The sequence below is a fragment of the Rhodopseudomonas sp. genome, from assembly GCF_048594845.1.
Classification (GTDB): Bacteria; Pseudomonadota; Alphaproteobacteria; order Rhizobiales; family Xanthobacteraceae; genus Rhodopseudomonas.
Window position 1 is genome coordinate 1 of record NZ_JBMDXE010000050.1, and the last position, 17,174, is coordinate 17,174.

At 63.5% G+C, this 17,174-nt stretch carries 13 protein-coding genes; 2 read left to right on the plus strand and 11 right to left on the minus strand.

All coding sequences use genetic code 11. The features are described from left to right. The coding region (locus ACOJTD_RS02695) for an SDR family NAD(P)-dependent oxidoreductase (RefSeq protein ID WP_420131401.1) at window positions 1–251 on the minus strand (251 nt) is incomplete at its 3' end. A gap of 116 nt (window positions 252–367) precedes the next feature. Further along, the gene (locus ACOJTD_RS02700; RefSeq protein ID WP_420131402.1) at window positions 368–1,417 is read right to left on the minus strand and encodes a phosphotransferase family protein; all 1,050 of its coding nucleotides are present in this window, start codon (window positions 1,415–1,417) and stop codon (window positions 368–370) included. Between the two features lie 312 nt (window positions 1,418–1,729). Between ACOJTD_RS02700 and ACOJTD_RS02705 the strand changes: the two genes are divergently transcribed. Continuing rightward, a complete protein-coding gene (locus tag ACOJTD_RS02705; protein ID WP_420131403.1) occupies window positions 1,730–2,287 on the plus strand; it encodes a GNAT family N-acetyltransferase in 558 nt (185 codons plus the stop codon). 105 nt (window positions 2,288–2,392) lie between these two features. Here the strand turns inward: ACOJTD_RS02705 and mqo are convergent, their stop codons facing one another. The 8 genes from mqo to ACOJTD_RS02745 form a co-directional block, all read right to left on the minus strand. Next, window positions 2,393–3,886, minus strand: coding sequence for a malate dehydrogenase (quinone) (gene mqo / locus ACOJTD_RS02710; protein ID WP_420131404.1), 1,494 nt, complete (start codon window positions 3,884–3,886; stop codon window positions 2,393–2,395). 4 nt (window positions 3,887–3,890) lie between these two features. Continuing rightward, entirely contained in the window at window positions 3,891–4,265 is a 375-nt protein-coding gene (locus ACOJTD_RS02715) for a cupin domain-containing protein (protein ID WP_420131413.1), read from the minus strand. 22 nt (window positions 4,266–4,287) lie between these two features. Further along, window positions 4,288–5,559, minus strand: coding sequence for a threonine/serine ThrE exporter family protein (locus tag ACOJTD_RS02720; RefSeq protein WP_420131405.1), 1,272 nt, complete (start codon window positions 5,557–5,559; stop codon window positions 4,288–4,290). Then, window positions 5,559–7,016, minus strand: coding sequence for a class II fumarate hydratase (fumC, locus tag ACOJTD_RS02725; RefSeq protein WP_420131406.1), 1,458 nt, complete (start codon window positions 7,014–7,016; stop codon window positions 5,559–5,561). Before fumC ends, ACOJTD_RS02720 begins: the two co-directional genes overlap by 1 nt. A 184-nt stretch (window positions 7,017–7,200) precedes the next feature. Next, window positions 7,201–12,126, minus strand: coding sequence for a trifunctional serine/threonine-protein kinase/ATP-binding protein/sensor histidine kinase (locus ACOJTD_RS02730; RefSeq protein WP_420131407.1), 4,926 nt, complete (start codon window positions 12,124–12,126; stop codon window positions 7,201–7,203). Between the two features lie 554 nt (window positions 12,127–12,680). After that, window positions 12,681–13,622, minus strand: coding sequence for an efflux RND transporter periplasmic adaptor subunit (locus ACOJTD_RS02735; RefSeq protein WP_420131408.1), 942 nt, complete (start codon window positions 13,620–13,622; stop codon window positions 12,681–12,683). Next, complete coding sequence (locus ACOJTD_RS02740) at window positions 13,619–13,825, minus strand: DUF1656 domain-containing protein (protein ID WP_420131409.1); 207 nt, start codon at window positions 13,823–13,825, stop codon at window positions 13,619–13,621. Before ACOJTD_RS02740 ends, ACOJTD_RS02735 begins: the two co-directional genes overlap by 4 nt. Window positions 13,826–13,838: 13 nt before the next feature. Beyond that, window positions 13,839–15,899: an FUSC family protein gene (locus ACOJTD_RS02745; RefSeq protein ID WP_420131410.1), complete on the minus strand. Its 2,061-nt coding sequence runs from the start codon at window positions 15,897–15,899 to the stop codon at window positions 13,839–13,841. Window positions 15,900–16,164: 265 nt separating this feature from the next. Between ACOJTD_RS02745 and ACOJTD_RS02750 the strand changes: the two genes are divergently transcribed. Continuing rightward, window positions 16,165–16,386, plus strand: coding sequence for a DUF3551 domain-containing protein (locus ACOJTD_RS02750; protein WP_420131411.1), 222 nt, complete (start codon window positions 16,165–16,167; stop codon window positions 16,384–16,386). 189 nt (window positions 16,387–16,575) lie between these two features. Here ACOJTD_RS02750 and ACOJTD_RS02755 read toward each other — a convergent pair. Then, window positions 16,576–17,174, minus strand: a 599-nt coding sequence (locus ACOJTD_RS02755; protein WP_420131412.1) for a helix-turn-helix transcriptional regulator, incomplete at its 5' end; no start/stop codon positions are given.

The window sequence follows — 17,174 nt, forward strand, 5'->3', positions numbered from 1 at the left end:
TTGACCAGAATGCGGTCCTGCTTGTGCGCCGCGCGGGCCTTGGCGAAGCCGGCGTCGACCTGCTCGTCCGAGGTCACGTCGACCTTGCAGAACACACCACCGATCTCCTTGGCGATGGCTTCGCCCTTCTCTTCATTGAAGTCGAAGATCGCCACCTTGACGCCGTGCGCGGCAAGCGCACGGGCCGTGGCAGCACCGAGGCCGGACGCACCGCCGGTGACGACGGCGGCGACCGAGGAATCGAATTTCATGCAGTTTCTCCCTTGAGTTGAGCTTTGTTCGATAATGCCGGCCGGCGCTCAACGGCCGGCCGTCGCATGGGTAAGACGGCTCCTGCTCTTCTGCCGCTGCGCGCGGGAGCAGGGTTTTACTTCAGTCGGCCTATCGCCTGCTCTGCGAGATCGAGCTGCTCGCTGATCCGGCGTCGCAAACTGTCAAGATCAACGCCCTCTGCGCTCTTTTGACCCGCCATGTAGCGGGCGTAGACGCCGTGGATGATCGCTGCACTCTTCCAGCGGTTGAAGCCGATGTAGTAATCGAGCTTCGAGAGATCCCGGCCGGTGCGTGCGGCGTAACGATTTGCCAGCATGGTGCGAGACGGAAAGCCCGGCGGCACCGTCGGCGCATCGCCCCATTTGCGATCACGGTCGCTGGGATCTGGAAACTGGTTGATGGCGTAAGCGAGATCCGCCAGGGGATCGCCGAGCGTCGAGATCTCCCAATCGACCACCGCCACGATGGTGTGGTCCGGGCCGGTGAGCGTGTTGTGAAGGCCGTAATCGCCGTGAACGATCCGGGCCGGGCCCTGCTCCGGCAACTGCTCCAGCAGGAATTCCCGCATCGAATGCGCACGCGGATCATCGAATTTCGCCGGCTCGATCGACGCCATCCAGGACTGGTACCAGGTCTTCAGTTGCCGGCCGACGTAGCTGTCCTTCTTGCCGAGATCGCCGAGGCCGACCGCGTCGGGATCGACCGCGTGCAGATCGGCCAGCACGTCGATGAACGAATGCGCGAGCTGTTCGCGCTTTGCCTCCGGCACCAGGCGCCGGGTGTCGTCAGCAGTGTAGAGCGGATGGCCGTTGACGTGGCCCATGATGTAGAACCGGGCCCCGGTCACTGCCGTGTCGTCGCAGAAGCCGAGCGCGGCCGGCACAGGCACCGGCGTCGGACCCAGTGCACTGATCAGCGACCATTCGCGCTGCATGTCATGCGCCTTGGGCAACAGTTCGCCGAGCGGAGGCCTGCGGATCACCGCCTTCTGGCCACGCGCGTCTTCGATCAGGAACGTCAGGTTGGAGTGACCGCCCTGCAGCCGCGTCCAAACCAAAGGTGGTTTCAACGCAGGGACATGACCGCGAATCCAGGCCTCCACGGCCGGAATGTCGTAGCCTGCAATCGGTTCGGTGGTCTTCATGCCGCCTTGCTCCTCGATCGATCTGTACGAACGCACCTTGCTTCACGTGGCAAGTCGTCATTTCGCTCCGAGCGTCTTGCGGTTCTCGAAATTCCTTGTCAACCGACAAGCCGCCATCGCCATCCCGACGCGAGCATCCGAAGTGCCCGTGCTGCGGCGCAATGGCACGGCAGATTTCCGCTGCACGGGATCGTTGCCCTACGTGCGGTCGTAACGAGCCAGTCTCGCCTTAAAAGCGCTGGCCTGGGACGCCAACAAGCGCCCCGCCGCAACGCGTTTCAGATCGGCTGAAGCTTGGGAAAGTCAGACTTCATGGATGTTATCGAGACGGCCCGCCTCGTGTTGCGGAATTTCCGGGCGAGCGACGGAGCCGATCTGTTCGCCTATCTGCACGCCCCACGGGCGAGCTGCTTCCTGTCATCGAAGCTCAATGATCTGGCCGCGGCCGAGACGGAGGCCATTACGCGCAGCCGGAGCGATGAGCACATTGCGGTTTGTCTGAAAACGACCGACCAGCTCATCGGCGACCTGTTCGCCATGCCGGAAGATGACACGATCTCGGTCGGCTGGAATTTCAACGGCGCATTTTCTGGCCAAGGCTTTGCTCTGGAGGCCGCCCGCGCCTTGTTCGATCATCTGTTCGTCGCGCGCAAAGCGCGCCGCCTCTATGCCTATGTGGAAGACCACAACATCGCGTCGCAGCGGCTCTGCGAGAGATTGGGCATGCGGCAGGAGGGACTCTTCAAGGAATTCATCTCGTTCACAACCGACCAGAACGGCGATCCGATTTACGAGAACACGATGCAGTTTGCGATCCTGCGCCACGAGTGGCAGAGGCAAAGGTCACTCGGTGGCCTCACGCCCCGATGAAGGCTTGGTAGCAAGCGTCGACACGCTGCACCTCCGACCACGCTTGCCGGACGGGCATTGAGCCCGGGGCATCTCTGCCCCGCGCACATCACACCACGGATTTGATCAGACGAAGTCGAGCTGCAGGACCTTGGCGGTCTTGGCGCGGCTGTCTCGGCAGGCGGCTGCGTCCTGTTTCAGGTCGATGCCGTAGGTTGGGATCATCTGCTTCAGCCGGCCGAGCCAGCCGTCCGGCGTCAGCCTGTCGTCGAAGCACTTTTGCAGCACCTCCATGGCGATGAACGCCGCGGTCGAGGCGCCGGGCGAAGCGCCGAGCAGCGCCACGAACGATTTATCGGCGCTGGCGACGAGTTCGGTGCCGAATTCAAGCGCGCCGGTGTGCTGCGGATCCGGCTTGATGATCTGTACGCGCTGGCCGGCGACGGCGCGCTGCCAGTCCTCGCGCTGCGCCCGCGGGAAGAAGCCCTGCAGCGCGGCGAACTGATGCTCGGATGTCTGCAGCACCTGACCAATCAGATACTCGCTGAGTTGCCAATCGTCGCGCGCCACCGCCAGCACCGGCAGAATGTTGCCGGGCTCGATGGAGTGGAACAGATCGGCGTAGGAGCCGTGCTTCAGGAATTTGCTGGAGAAGCCCGCATAGGGTCCGAACAGCAGCGAGCGCTTTCCCCCGATGATGCGGGTGTCGAGATGCGGCACCGACATTGGCGGCGAGCCGTGCGCGGCCTTGCCGTAGACCTTGGCGTGATGCCGCGCGCTGATGTCATCGACATCACAACGCAACCAGATGCCGCTCACGGGAAAACCCGCATAGCCGTTGCCTTCAGGGATGCCGGACTTCTGAAGAATGTCGAGGGCGCCGCCGCCGGCGCCGGCGAACACGAAGCGCGCGGACGTCGTGGTCCGCTCGGTAGTCGAAACGTTCTCGACCGTCACGAGCCAGCGCCCATCATCACTGCGATCCAGCGCGACGACGCGGTGCTTATAGTGCACCGAGAAGCCCGCCTGCGCCTGCAGCTGTTTGACCAGAAGATGCGTCAGCGCGCCGTAATCGACGTCGGCACCGCTGATGATCCGCGTCGCAGCGATCGGCTGTCCCTTGTCGCGGCCCTCGATGATCAGCGGAGCCCAGGCGGCGATCTGCGCCGGATCCTCGCTGAACTCCATGCCGTGATAGCAATGATGCGCCGCCATCTCGCGGTGGCGCTGGCGCAGGAAGGCGACGTTGTCGTCGCCCCAGACGAAGCTCATATGCGGGCATGGATGCAGGAACGCGCGCGGATCCGGGATCGCACCCTTGCCGACCAGATGCGCCCAGAGCTGGCGCGAGATATCGAACTCGGTATTGACCTCGAGCGCCTTGGAGATGTCGACGCTGCCGTCCGGCCGCTGCGGCGTGTAGTTGAGTTCGCAGTTGGCCGCATGGCCGGTACCGGCGTTGTTCCACGCCTGCGAACTTTCCTGGCCGCAATCATGCAACGTCTCGAACATCGTCACGCTCAGCGACGGCTCGAGCTCGTTCAGCACGGTGCCGAGCGTCGCGCTCATGATGCCGGCGCCGATCAGCACGATGTCGGAGGTCTCGGGGATCTGGCCCATGCGATTACTCCTTGCCGGCGGCGACGAATTGCAATTCTGAGCCCTCACGATAGACCACATAGGCACGGCGCCACGGCTCGTCGCCAATCAGCCGCCATTTGTGGCCGGAGCCGCTGTTGTCCTGCGCCAGCAGGATATCGCCGGGGCGGATCGTGAAGGTCGCGCCGGACTTGGTCTCGAATTCGAGCGTGCCCGACAGCGTGATGACGTAGCGCGGCACCGGGTCCTGGTGCCACTCGAACGAGCCGCCCGACTTCGTCTCCTGAAACGAGACTTCTATGGCTGGCACCGGCTTGCCCACAGCGTCGCCGCGCGCGCCTTCGGTCAGATCGATCCAGCCTTCCTCGAACAGCGAATTGCCATCCTCACCGGTCCACATTCTCACGCAGCGTATCATCGGGTCACTCCCTCTTGATAGTCGGGTCGGCCAGAGCGGCCGGCAACGGTGCGGCCAGCGCCAGGCACAGGCCGACACCCAGCGCAGCCGTCACCACCATCACGGTGACGATCAGGCCGAGCGTTTCGGCGATCAGTTCGGGCGCCGCGCCGCCACCCGCTTGCATGATAGCAAGTCCGCCGACGCCAGCGCGAAAAGCATAGGAGCCGGGGATCATCGCGACGATGCCGGGAAAAGCAAAGGTCACGGCCGGGACGCGAAAGTGAGCCGCGAAGAGTCGCCCGGTCAGCGCGGCGGCGAAGGCGCCGATCAGGCAGGCGAGGCTCAGTTCGACGCCGAGATGCTCCAGCCCGGTGCGCAGGCCATGGCCGGCCACGCTGCAGATCATACAGACCCAGGCGGCGCGCGCCGGCACGTTGAACAGCAGCGCGTAGCCGGCGCCGGCCAGCGCCGAGAACAGCAGGTCTTCGGTAGTGGCAAGCAGCGGCGGATTGCCGCTCACCGGCAGTGAGTCGCCCATCAGGCTCGCCGCCACAAACAGCCCGACGGTGATGGCCAGCACCGTGACGCCTGCGAGCATCAGCCGGCCCAGGCCGGTCCCGACATGGCTGCCGAGGGTATCGCGCACGCCGTTGAGCAGCGGCACGCCAGGGACCAGGATCATTCCGGCAGCCACGAGGCACAGTGTCGGCGATACGCCGGGAATAGCCCGCATCGCCAGCAGCCCGACCAGAGCGCCACCACATGCGGCGAGCGCGGCGCCGGCAACGGGATTGACCGCGGCAGCCGACAGATATTGCCGCAGTTCCTGCGTGACGATCCCGACCAGTACCGAGACGCCGACCACCGGCCATGCGGCGCCGAACAGCCGCGCCAGCGACGCGGCGGTGACGCCCATGCCCAGCGCCACCAGCCAACGCGGATAATGATCCCCACCGCGCTCGATCTGGTCGAACGCTTGATCGAGCGCGGCGAGGTCATCTCGATCCGTCATGTCACGGCTGCGCAGTTCACCGAGCCTGCTCAAGGCGCCCATATTCACCGCGCTGCCGGCGATCGCGGGGCCGAGCCGGCTGCGAAATCCCTCATCGTCTTCCAGCGTCAGCATCAGCCCTTCGAGACCGACGAACAGACGGACGCGGAAGCCGAGCCGCTCGGCGAAGCCAGTGACGGCGCTCACCACATGGGCAGTGTCGGCGCCGTTGGCCAGCATCAGCCGGCCGAGCCGCAGCGAGACATGCGCGGCCTGCTGCGGCGGGATCGGCTCGCGCAGCATCAGGCGCCTGCGAGGCCGCTGCCGACCATGTCGATCGGCCGGACGATGCGATCGAACGTCGCCTCGTCGACCTTACCGGACGCCAACGCGGCCTGCTTCAGGGTGAGATTTTTGGCGATCGCATCCTCGGCGATATGCGCGGCGTTCTGATAGCCGATCACCGGCGACAGCGCCGTGACCAGCATCACGCTGCCTTCGACATATTGGGCGATGCGATCGCGATTGAGCTCGGTACCGTCGACCGAATAGGTGCGAAATTTCTCGCAGCCGTCGGCAAGAATGCGCGCCGAATGCAGGAAGTTGTTGATGATCACCGGCCGCATCGCATTCAATTCGAAATTGCCCTGACTGCCTGCGAAGGCGACGGCACTGTCGTTGCCCATCACCTGGATGCAGATCATCACCATCGCCTCGCACTGCGTCGGGTTGACCTTGCCGGGCATGATCGACGAGCCGGGCTCGTTGCTCGGCAGCAGCAGCTCGGCGAAGCCGCAGCGCGGGCCGGAGGCAAGCCAGCGCATATCGTTGGCGATCTTCATCAGCGCCACCGCGAGATCGCGCAGCGCGCCGTGGGCGCGGACCATCGCGTCGAGCGAGCCCTGCGCGGCGAATTTGTTCGGCGCGGTGACGAACGGCTTGCCGGTAAGTTCGGCGATCTTGGCGGCGACGTCCGCAGCAAAGCCCTTCGGCGCGTTGAGGCCGGTGCCGACCGCAGTGCCGCCGACGGCGAGCTGATACAGACCGGCGCGGCTCGCCTCGATCGCATTGCGAGCGTCGCGGAGCTGTCCAGCCCAGCCGTGCCATTCCTGACCAACCGTAAGCGGCACGGCGTCTTCGAGATGGGTGCGGCCGATCTTGACCACATCCATCCAGCCGTCGGCTTTGCGTTCGATCACCTCGATCAGCTTGCAGAGCTGCGGCACGACCTGATCGTCGATCGCCGCCACGGCCGCGATGTGCATCGCGGTCGGGAAGGTGTCGTTGGACGATTGCCCCATATTGACGTCGTCGTTCGGCCCAACCGGCTGCTGGGTGCCGAGCGTACCCCCGACCAACTGAATGGCGCGGTTGGAAATAACTTCATTGACGTTCATATTGCTCTGCGTGCCGGAGCCGGTCTGCCACACGAACAGCGGGTAGTGATCGTCGAGTGCTCCGGAGATCGTCTCGTCGGCGGCGCGGACGATGGCGTCAGTCTTCCACGCCGGCAGTCGGCCCGCCGCATGGTTCACCAGTGCACAGGCTTTCTTGACATAGCCATAAGCGTGGTACACGGCCTTCGGCATCCGATCGCCGCCGATCGAGAAATGCTGCAACGAGCGCTGCGTTTGCGCACCCCAATAGCGATCAGCGGGAACGTCGACGTGGCCCATGCTGTCGAACTCACGGCGTTTCCCTTCAGCAGCGAGGCCGATCGGCAGATCGTGCAGTGTCGGAATATCCGTCTGGGTCGTCATCGATGTCGCTCCGCACCCTTACTGTGGCAAGGCTCGATCGACCCCGCCGCTGGAAGCGCTGCATGTCATCCACGCGGCACCCCGGAGGAGTTGGGGCCCTTACCGGAGCGTCCCAATTATACCTAGATATGATAACGGGCTGGCGGCGCGACGGACTATCGGCCGGGATAGAGTAAGTCTCTATTCAAGATTGAGAATCGCTTGCGAGGTCAGCCTGTGGTCCAGCCAGCTGGTCCAAAGCCGGCAGAGCGATCTCGAATATACTCCCCTGCCCGACCACCGAGCGAACGTTGATCGTGCCTCGATGCAGCTCCACAATCGAGCGGCAGATGGCTAGGCCCACGCCCATCCCGTTTTTCTTGGTAGTGAAGAAAGGCTCGAAAATTTTGGTTCGAACGTCCTCAGCCATTCCGCAGCCGTTGTCCTCGATCGTCAGCCGAACCAGCCCATCGTCGGCATCGATCGTCTTGAGCGAAATCCGACGTGCGGCCCGTTCGGTATCAGCCATTGCGTGAATGGCGTTGGTGACGAGATTGAAGATGACCTGCTGAAGCTGGATCCGATCAGCCAGGATGTTGCGCCGTCGATTCGATAGCTCGACGGCGATCCTCACGTGACCGACGTCCAGATCTTCCGCGATGAGCCGCAGTACTTCCTCCACCACCTCTTCCAAAGGAAGAGCCGCGAACGTCGCTGGCGCTTGCTTGCCGAGCGCCCGTAGCGATTTCACGATATCGGCGGTGCGACGTCCTGAATTTCTGATCCTCAGCAGGCCTTGGGTGGCCTCCATCAGATCCGGCTGCTCCCGATTGAGCCACCGCAAGGCAGCCTCGGTTTGCGTTAGAATGCTGGCAATCGGCTGATTGATCTCATGAACGATCGATGCAGCGAAGCTGCCCAGCGCCGTCATCTGCGAGGTTCGACCGAGTTCGGCCCGAGCCTCACGCAATTGAAACTCGGCCTCGGCACGACGCCTGTTCTCGTCGATCAGGTTGCGATACAGCCGCGCCGCATCGAGCGAGATCGCCGCCTGCGCGGCCAGAACTTCGAGCATCGCCGTCCGACCGGCCGTGAAGACGTTGGCGGACAGGGAATTCTCCAGATACAGCACCCCGACGAGGTCACCGCGCTTGATGAAGGGAATGCAGGCCAGCGAGCGGACGCCTCGCCGCCGCGGTCCGATGGCGTCGAGTTGTGGCGCGTCTGCCGACACGTCCGCGAAGGTGACTGCCTTCCTGGTCCGCATCACCGCTTTCAGCAGGGACATCGGAAGATCATCGTCGGTCGGAACGGCGTTGTAGAGCTCGACCCGGATTTCCTGCCTCTCCACCCGTGCCGCTGCCTCGATCGCGGCGATATCGTTCTCGACCAGCAGAAACAGGCCGAATTGCGCGCCCGCATGAACGATCATGCTGCGCATCAAAGTTCGAAGCACCTGGTCGAGGCCCACCTCTTCGGCAAGCGTTTGAGCGGCCGCCGTCAGGGTCGCCAGATCAAGTTCACGCTGGCCGCTCTCGTTCTCCGCCGGACTGGCGAGGTCGCTCCCCCGCGGAAAGCGAAGGGCCAGGTGGGTTGCCTTTCCGGCTGCTCCCCACTGCCGATAGCAGGCGCCGGCTGCGGCCAGGCAACCTTGCGCGGGGGCGACCAGCCCGACCTCCAGGTAGTAATATCCTGCGAGCTCGTGAGCGAGCGCCTGGTCGTGAACGAAGCCCGTTCGTTCTGCGACGCGAGCCGCCCGCTCGTAGAATTTCTGCGCGGCAGACTCATCACCACTCAGCCTTGCCACCTCGGCTTCGAGCAACAGGTACTTGCTCTCGAACGTAGCCGGATTGAGACGCGCCCATTGGGCGAACCGCGTTAGCACCGCATCGAGGCGCGCAATCTTGTCACCGACTGGGCGACCTCCCAGGATGGAACGACACGACGCCAGTGCAAAGAAGAAGTTGCACTGCGCCGTATCGATGTGCGCCGGCGCGGACCAGGACAGCTCCATCGCCTGCTCCAGATGATGGAGCGCCTCCAAATCCCTGTTGAACAGGAACGCCGTGATGCCGGCGTAATGATGCATCCAAAACCGGGTGATGACCGAAGCGACGGACTCGTGGTCAGGGACTTGATTCCGATCGTTTTCGCCGCTCAGCAGCGCTGTGACGAGGCCCATCTGGGCGTCGAGGATAAGCTCGATATCCTTGTACCCGACCTCGACGGTACGCCTTATTCCCTCCGCGATCTCCACCCGGACGGATTCGAGCGGCTCGCCAAGCACGAGAAGATCCGAGGCGATATGATTGTGGGCATAGCACGCCATGCCCTGGTCACCCGCTGCTTGCGCGACGCGGGCGCCTTCGCGGGCCTGCTCGAGCGCAAAGCGCATCGGCCTGGTCCAGACGCTGACCTGATCGAGCGCGAGCAGGGCAGCCGTTCGCTGAGCCTCATAGCCCTTGCGCTCCACCATTCGGCAAGCGACTTCCGCCCACAGCACGCCCTTCTCATAGGCCGCAAAATGATGCGCGCCATACACGCCGAACCAGGCCAGTCCATATGCAGACTCCGGCATCAAGCCGAAATCCAAGGTGAACTGAACGATTTTGAGAACGTGAAGGAAGCGAAGTTCGCCCGGTACGAAGGACGATGAGATCAGCGTGGACAGCAGTGGCAGAGCTGCGCGCGCAATCTCATCCGATGCGTCGGGCAGAGCGAGCAGCCCATCGGGCGTCAACTTCTCCAGCCGGGTGCAGCACGCATCATAAAGCCGTTCCAGCTCTCTCGGATCAGGAAGACGCTCGATCTCGATTCCGATCGACGACAGGCCGAGCAACCCGGCCTCGATCGCCGGGACGTAGTCGGACCTGATGATCAGTGCCAATGCACGCAGCCGATAGGTGTCGGCGATCTCGAGGGGCGTGGCGGCAATTTCCAGCAAGCTGTCGAGCGAACGAAGCGCCTCTTCGACACTCCCGAGGGCAAGAAGACAGTCGCCACGAAGCCACTCGATTGAGAAGATTGGAAACGCCGTCCCCGGCGAACCGCTGGGCGGTCGCATGTCGCGCGCTGCGTCGAGAAACTGCAACGCCTGCTCGACAGCGCCGGTGGAACGCGAGCTTCGGGCCGCTGACAAAAGGATACGCGCGAAGGTCACACGCTCGCTGTCGTTCAGCCGGGTGGTGTCCGCACGTTTGATCTGCGTCGCGATATCGAGCTTCAGATCCGGATCGTCGTTGTCTTCAGCCGCGAGCAAGTAGCGCGCAATCCGCAGATGCTCGCTCAGCCGGCGTTGTTCCGGCGTCAGCGAATAGGCCGCTTCGCGAATCCGGTCGTGCGAGAATGCAAGATGCTCACCGTCACGGACGAGCAGATTGGCCCGTACCAGATCGTCGACCAGTCGGTTCGCTTCGTCCGGGGAGGTCGCAGTCAATCCTGACAGAACGTCGATCGAGCCTCGACGGCTCAGGCATGCGAGGTGACGCAGCAGCTCGCGCTGGCGCAGCGACAGTGCTTCGAGGCGGCGCACCATGAACTCGATGACCGAGATGCCTTGAAGAAGATACGCCCGATCCCAGACCCACTTCCGCTGAAGCAGATCGAACGAGACGATCCGCTCGTCAGTGAACTTCTGCACGAGCTGAGCGATGTAGAACGGATTGCCCTTTGTTTCGCGGTGAACGATCGCGGAAAGCTCTGCGACCTGATCGACCGGATGGTCCAGCGCAAAGGCGATCAGTTGGGCCGTATCGGCGGAAGACAAGGGCGCGATCCGCATCTCGGTGTAGGCAATGCCGGACGCGCGTGCTTCGTCCGACAGCGAGCTCCAAGGCGCCTCCCCGGTTTCTTCGCTGCGGTGACTGCAAATCAGCAGGATGTGCGAGGACCGCGCATCGAGCAGCGCTCTCGCCACGTCGAGGCTTGCTCCGTCAAACCACTGCAGATCATCCAGAAACAGGATGAGCGGTGTTTGCGCCGAGGCGATCGCCGCGAACGTCTCGCGCAGGATCCGCGTAGTACGAACCTGGGCGAGATGAGCAGGAACCTCGGGGAGCGGATGGCCTCTCCCTGCGGGCAGCTCGACCTCAGGGAGCAGATCGGCCAGCAGCGATCCGCAGCCCGGCACCTCGCCAAGTCGGCTCAGGGCAGCTTCCCGAACGTCCAGATGGCTCGTATCCAGGTTCGTAATAGCGGATCGTAGCGCCTGGACGATCGGCGCGTAAGGGATCGCTTTGCGTAGCGGATCGCCTTTGCCAACAGCGCGGATCGCTTGATCGCGGCCGACGCGCTTCAGCAGATGGCGAACGAGGGCGGATTTGCCCGCCCCGGGTGCGCCGGACAACAGCACCACTTCGGCTCTGCCGGATCGCCCTACGTTGTCGAGCGAGGCGAAAAGGCTGTCGAGCTCGGCGCCACGGCCGAAGAACGACTCCGCGAGACGTGCCCGAACAGCAAGCGTCCCTGACGGATCGGACCGAGTATCCTTCTGCGCCGTAGCAGCCAGAGAGACCGCGATCCGCTTGATATCGGCCTGCAGCTCGCCAGCCGTTTGGTATCGCTGAGCAGGATCCTTGGCCAGCAGTTTGAGCAGAAGCTCGTCGACCTCGGCCGGAACGTCCGCTCGAACATGGCTCGGCGGCGGGACATCGATCGCCACATGAGCGTGAAGCCACTCAGCGATACTTCCGGCGAGCAGCGGCGGGCGCCCGACCAGCAATTCGTAGAGAATCGCGCCGAGCGCATAAAGGTCGCTTCGCGTGTCGAGAACCGGGCGATCACGCCTCGCCTGTTCGGGCGCCGCGTATCTGAGCTGTGTTTCCGGAAGCATCGAGAGATCGGACGACAGCCTCTCGTCCCCCACCCGCGCTCTGCCGAACTCGCCAAAGCGGACTCGGCCATGCTCATCGACGATCACCTTGGCGGGGTCGAGAGCGCCATGAACAACCTCAGATCCATGCACCTGGGCCAGTGCACCGGCGGCGGACTGCGCAAGGTCGAGAAAGCGATCGAAGGCGACCTCGCCGATTGCCATTGTCGCAACACTGCGGCGCGCCGATCCAGCATAGACCAGCACGACCTTGTCGCCGTTGCCCACATAGGCCGGCAGTATCGCCACGTCGACGCCCAACCGCGCCGCGATCGTCGCTTCACGTTCTAGGCGCCTGCCCGCAGACGTCCCCACGGCAGCGCTGCGAACGTGCCACCTTTGTCCGCTCTTCTCTTCCGCGAGATGCGTATCGAGGCCATCGACAGACCCCTTCGAGGAAAAGGTGAGTCCCGACCACCACCGGCTGTCGATAGCTTCGTAAGGCCTCGGCTCTGCGGAGCTGCACCTCGTGGCGTCTTTGCCATGACATGTCGTCCGCGACGTGCCCAAGATCCGATCTCACGGCTGCTGTTGACCTTCTTCAGGCCTACATCAACCGGTTGGCTCAGTCTTTGCACGGATGGACGACGTTTTTGCCAGGATTGATATGCTTGGACTGAAACATGCTCGTCCAGATCGCCGAGCTCGTGTATAGCCGAGGAGCTTGAGAGCGAGTGTGACGTGGCTACAAATGGGACGACGCTCGGAAATCGCAGTCTCCCGGCGGCGGCAACGTCCTTACGGTCTGACGATATCTTGGTCGCGGCGCCTGATCGAAGTGCCATCTCGACGGATCGACAACGGAGGTGACGATACTACTCCGTCGCAGCCGGGAGGACTGGCTTGGCGCCTGCCGGCGCGCTGTTGGGTACGATCGACACCGTCGCGGTGAGCCCGGCCGCCAGCACGATCGATGACGGAACGTTCTTCAGCCCGATCCGGACGGGGACGCGCTGCGCCAGCCGGACCCAGGTAAACACCGGATTCACCGTGGCAAGTCCGGATGGGTCGGACTCCGCGTTGGGCACCGCGATGCCTCGCTCGATCCCGACGACGGTTCCTTCCAGCGTTCGAGGGTAGGCCATCAATGCAACGCGCGCCTGATCGCCGATATGGAGGCTGCGGAGCAGCGTCTCCTCGAAATATGCGTCGACCCAGAAGCTGTCGGCATCGACGATCGACAAGGCCCGTTGCCCGCTCGTCGCGTAGTCTCCGGCCTGCGTGACCAGATTGGTAATGTAGCCGTTCACCGGAGAGACAATCTGCGTGCGGCTGAGTGCCAGCCGTGCCTGGTCGCGATTGCTTAGCGCCTGACGATAGGCGGCAGCCGCCATGTCGGCGGCCGCGTTATAAATCTGCTGCTCCTCGACCGAAACAGCCAGAGAGGTTAGGCGTGCACGGCGCGCCGCTTCGGCTTGTTTGTTTGCGAGATCCGCCTTCGCGCTGGCCACAGCTGCCTCGGCGCTCGCGAGCGCGATTTCGAAATCGGCCGGATCGATCTTCATCAGCGGATCGCCCTTGCGAACATATTGAGACGCTTTGACACCGAGCTCGGCGATGCGCCCCGAGACCTGGGACGTCACGGTGATCACGTAGGCGCGGACCGTTCCATCGCGTGTCCACGGCGCCGCCATATAGGCCTGCCACATCAGCCAGCCCATATAGGCGGCCACTGCGACCGCGCCGAGCGTCACCAGCACCGACAGCACTTTTCTCAGCGGCATCCGGCGCATGTCCGGCGCTTCGACCGCAGTCATTGATACACTCCTGAGATGATCACAATGGTCGAAAGGGCGATCAGGTAGACCGAGAGATTGAACAGACCCGGGTGCCAGACCCGCTCTTCAAGCCGGAGCCACGCTCCTAACAGGCCGAGCGGGATGGTGACGGCCCACGCGATCACCATCATCACCACAAAAGGCGCGACATAGACGCCGAAGATATCGATCTCCCGATACATGCCGTGCACCGCCTCACCTGAATGCCGTGATGAAGAGCCGCCAGCCTGGCAACGGGGCCGTCAGCAAGGCCGAATGATGCTCGATCGCATCGATGATGACGGCGACATGAGACTGGCAGGCAATCCAGCGTCGCCGATCCTGATCATCGACCGGCAGATCCTGATCGAGGTTGTCACGACGCCATGCCAGCAACATCTCACGCGCGTCCGCCGAACGGCCATCGGCGAGCGCTACCAGCGCGGCCGGCAGCAGGTATTGCTCGTATTGGCTTGAATCCGCATGGGCAAGACGAAGCGCCGCCCGACCGACGGCATAGAGCGCCAGCAGATCAGCCGTGTCTTCTGCCGTGGCCTGAGGCGGCAGCACCTCCAACCGGCGCGCCATCAGCGCCGTCCAACGATCTTGCTCGGGCTTCCACCGATCCGCCATCAGCCGACGAAGGTCGCGCACCGACAGGGCAATCAAGCGCTGCACGCGAAGCGCCGGCGGCACCACCGGCATGGCGACGAAGAACAGCGCCCCGACGGCGCTTCCGGATACGATCGCTAGCGCAAGATTGAAGTAAGCGGAGGCGTCGTAAACGATCGGATTTCCCACGCCCAGCAAAGGCAGAGACGAGATCGTCATCGCCAGAAATACGACGCTATGCCACGATCCGGCCTGCATCGCGCCGAGCCCGACGAAAAGCACCGACAACACGCCGATCAGCGCAGCAAAACTGGAGAACGCGGGCAGCACGCCGAAATACAGGACGCCACCAATTCCGGCCATCAATGCAACACCGATCGTGTAGTCCCGGGCGAGCTCACGCGCCTGATCCCCGAAAGACGCGAAGATCAGGGTCGCCACCGCGGTGAAAACGATCGCGAGCGGTCCGGACGGCCAGGCCGTCGCCATCCAGAACCAGATGATAAACAGAACGGCCGCGGCCGTCCGAACCCCGTTCACCAGGGCCGGCAGCGGATCAGCGACGATAGCGGGCCGGGGCATGCCCCTGAAGCCTCCGATGCTCGAAGGCCCTTTTGTCAAAACGCCCTCGGCTGCCGCCAGCAGACTTTGCACGATGTCGTGCGCCGCGTTCATGAGTGGCGCGCCGACGGCACCGAGGCTGCGAATGGTGTCGATGCGACCGAGCGTTGTCAGGCATGTTCTGCGGAACTCGGCCGGATCACTCTGCAACTGAGCCACATCGATGGATGCGAGCGCGTCCCGGAGCTCAGCTTGTACGGTGGTCGAACTCCTGCCGAGGCGATCATCGATTCGCGCCGCGTTGCGCCAGCTCGTCAGTGCGTCGAGCAACTGGAATGAAATTCGGCGCAACCGAGTCCGATCGGCGAAAATCGCAGATTGCTCGCCCAGTGCGGCGTCGATCGCGAGATTCAGCGGGCCGAGCTCCCGCGTGAGCGAAACACGCGTGTCCCGGCTCGCGCGCGCATCCTGGCCCGACGCAATGTCAGCCGAAAAGCCGGCGAGCAGCGTTGCCGAAATCCTGGCGATCAGTGCGGCGAGCTGCCGGCGGGCCGCCCCCATATCGCTGAGCATGGCGACCAGGCAGGCGGCACAGATGCCGATGCAGATCTCTCCGACTCGAACGATCGCCAGGAACGCAGCCGACGATGGGTCCGCCACCGTATCGGCGAAGATGATCGTGCTGGTGATGCCGGCCAGCGCCGCCGCATAGGCCGCCAAATTGCGCAGCAGCGTCGCGGCGACTGCACAAAGGCCACAGAACAGAGCCAGCAGCAGGAACAGCGGTCCCCGCTGCTGAGGAAACAGCGCAAGCAGCGAGACGAGGACCAGCGCGCCGATCGTCGAGCCGAGTGCACGGAAACGCCCCTTCTGGATCGATGCGCCGAGATTCGGCTGGCAAACGATTGCGGCCGTGGTCGCGGCCCAGAACGCATTCTGCAGCTCGAGATAGTAGGTGATGAACAATGCGAGGCAGACGGAGGCCGACAGGCGCAAACCGAACAGCAAGCGCGGCGCCAACACGCCGAGGCGCCGCACGGCCAGCCGCCCAAGTTCATACAAGAACGAGCGATCGCCGCGACCACTGTCGTAGGACAAACTCATGTGGAGCCATTACCTTGAATCGGATTGGGTCCACATGGATCCCGTCGCCAAAGACCTCCATCATACGATGGTTTGACGCTGCCCTCCTCGCCGGAGGCGACGTTGAATTCGCTTGATACAATCTATCCGCTATCTCACAAACCATGGCTTGCGTAGCCCGCCGTTCGAATTTGAATACCGTCGTAATAATTGGAAATGAACGCTTCGATCTTCCACGCAAATGGTTCGGTACGGCAACTAATTGCCGGTCAGCGAGGATGGAAAGATGAAGAAGCTTTTGATGTTGTCGGTCGTTGGTGCCAGCATGATGACCGCAAGCGCGGCCTCGGCGGCGTCGTACAAATGGTGCGTCGACTACGGGACTGCGGACAGCCTGGAATGCGAGTATCGGACGCTCGCCCAGTGCCGCGCCAGCGCATCGGATGTCGGCGGCGAATGCACCGTCAATCCACGCTTCCTGTTCGGCAAGACCAAAGCCGCACGCTGACTTATCGACCAGGCCATCCGGGAGCGCCGATCGACACCGGCGCTCCCGGATTATGACTCGAGCGAATCTGGCCTTCGTACAGCGCTCGCCTGCTCAATCCAGCAGGCCGAGGCGTAGCGACAGACAACACAGCTCTAATCGCCAGCTCTCACGTCGGATTCTTCCGGTGGGCTACCACCCCACGCCCTCTTACTGGGCCGAAGTCCAGGAGGGTTCGGCGGTGCCGACCAAGCCGTCTTGATGCGTCGTCTGCGGTGTCAGGGTTTCGCGCCATTTGGCGGGAGTCCCGCCGGTGAGTTTCTTGAACACGGTGGTGAAGTGTGCCTGGGTCTGAAACCCGACCTGAAGCGCGACCTGAATGATCGGCAGGTCAGTCTCCAGCAACAACTGCTTCGCCACCTCGATGCGTCGCCGCAGCAGATATTGATGGGGCCGCATCCCGGTTGCCCGCAGAAACAGTGCCGCAAAATGCATCCGGCTCAACCGCGCCGACGCCGCCATGTCGGCGAGTGTCACCTTTTCCCCGAGATGCGTCGTGACATAGTCGTGGACCAGTTTGAGGCGCCATTTCGGCAGCGCCGCGCCGGCCGCCGGCGACTGCTCCCGGGCGACGCCGGCCGCCCCCTCGATGCTGAGGCGCCGCACCACCGTGACAAGACGCACTGCGTCTGCATAAAGCGCGGAGAACTCCGAAGGATCGCGCTCGGCAGCCGCCAGCGCCTCCGATAGTCTGGCGACCACCGGATCCCGGTCCGCCGCGACTGCGTGACCATCGCCGGCAACGGCAC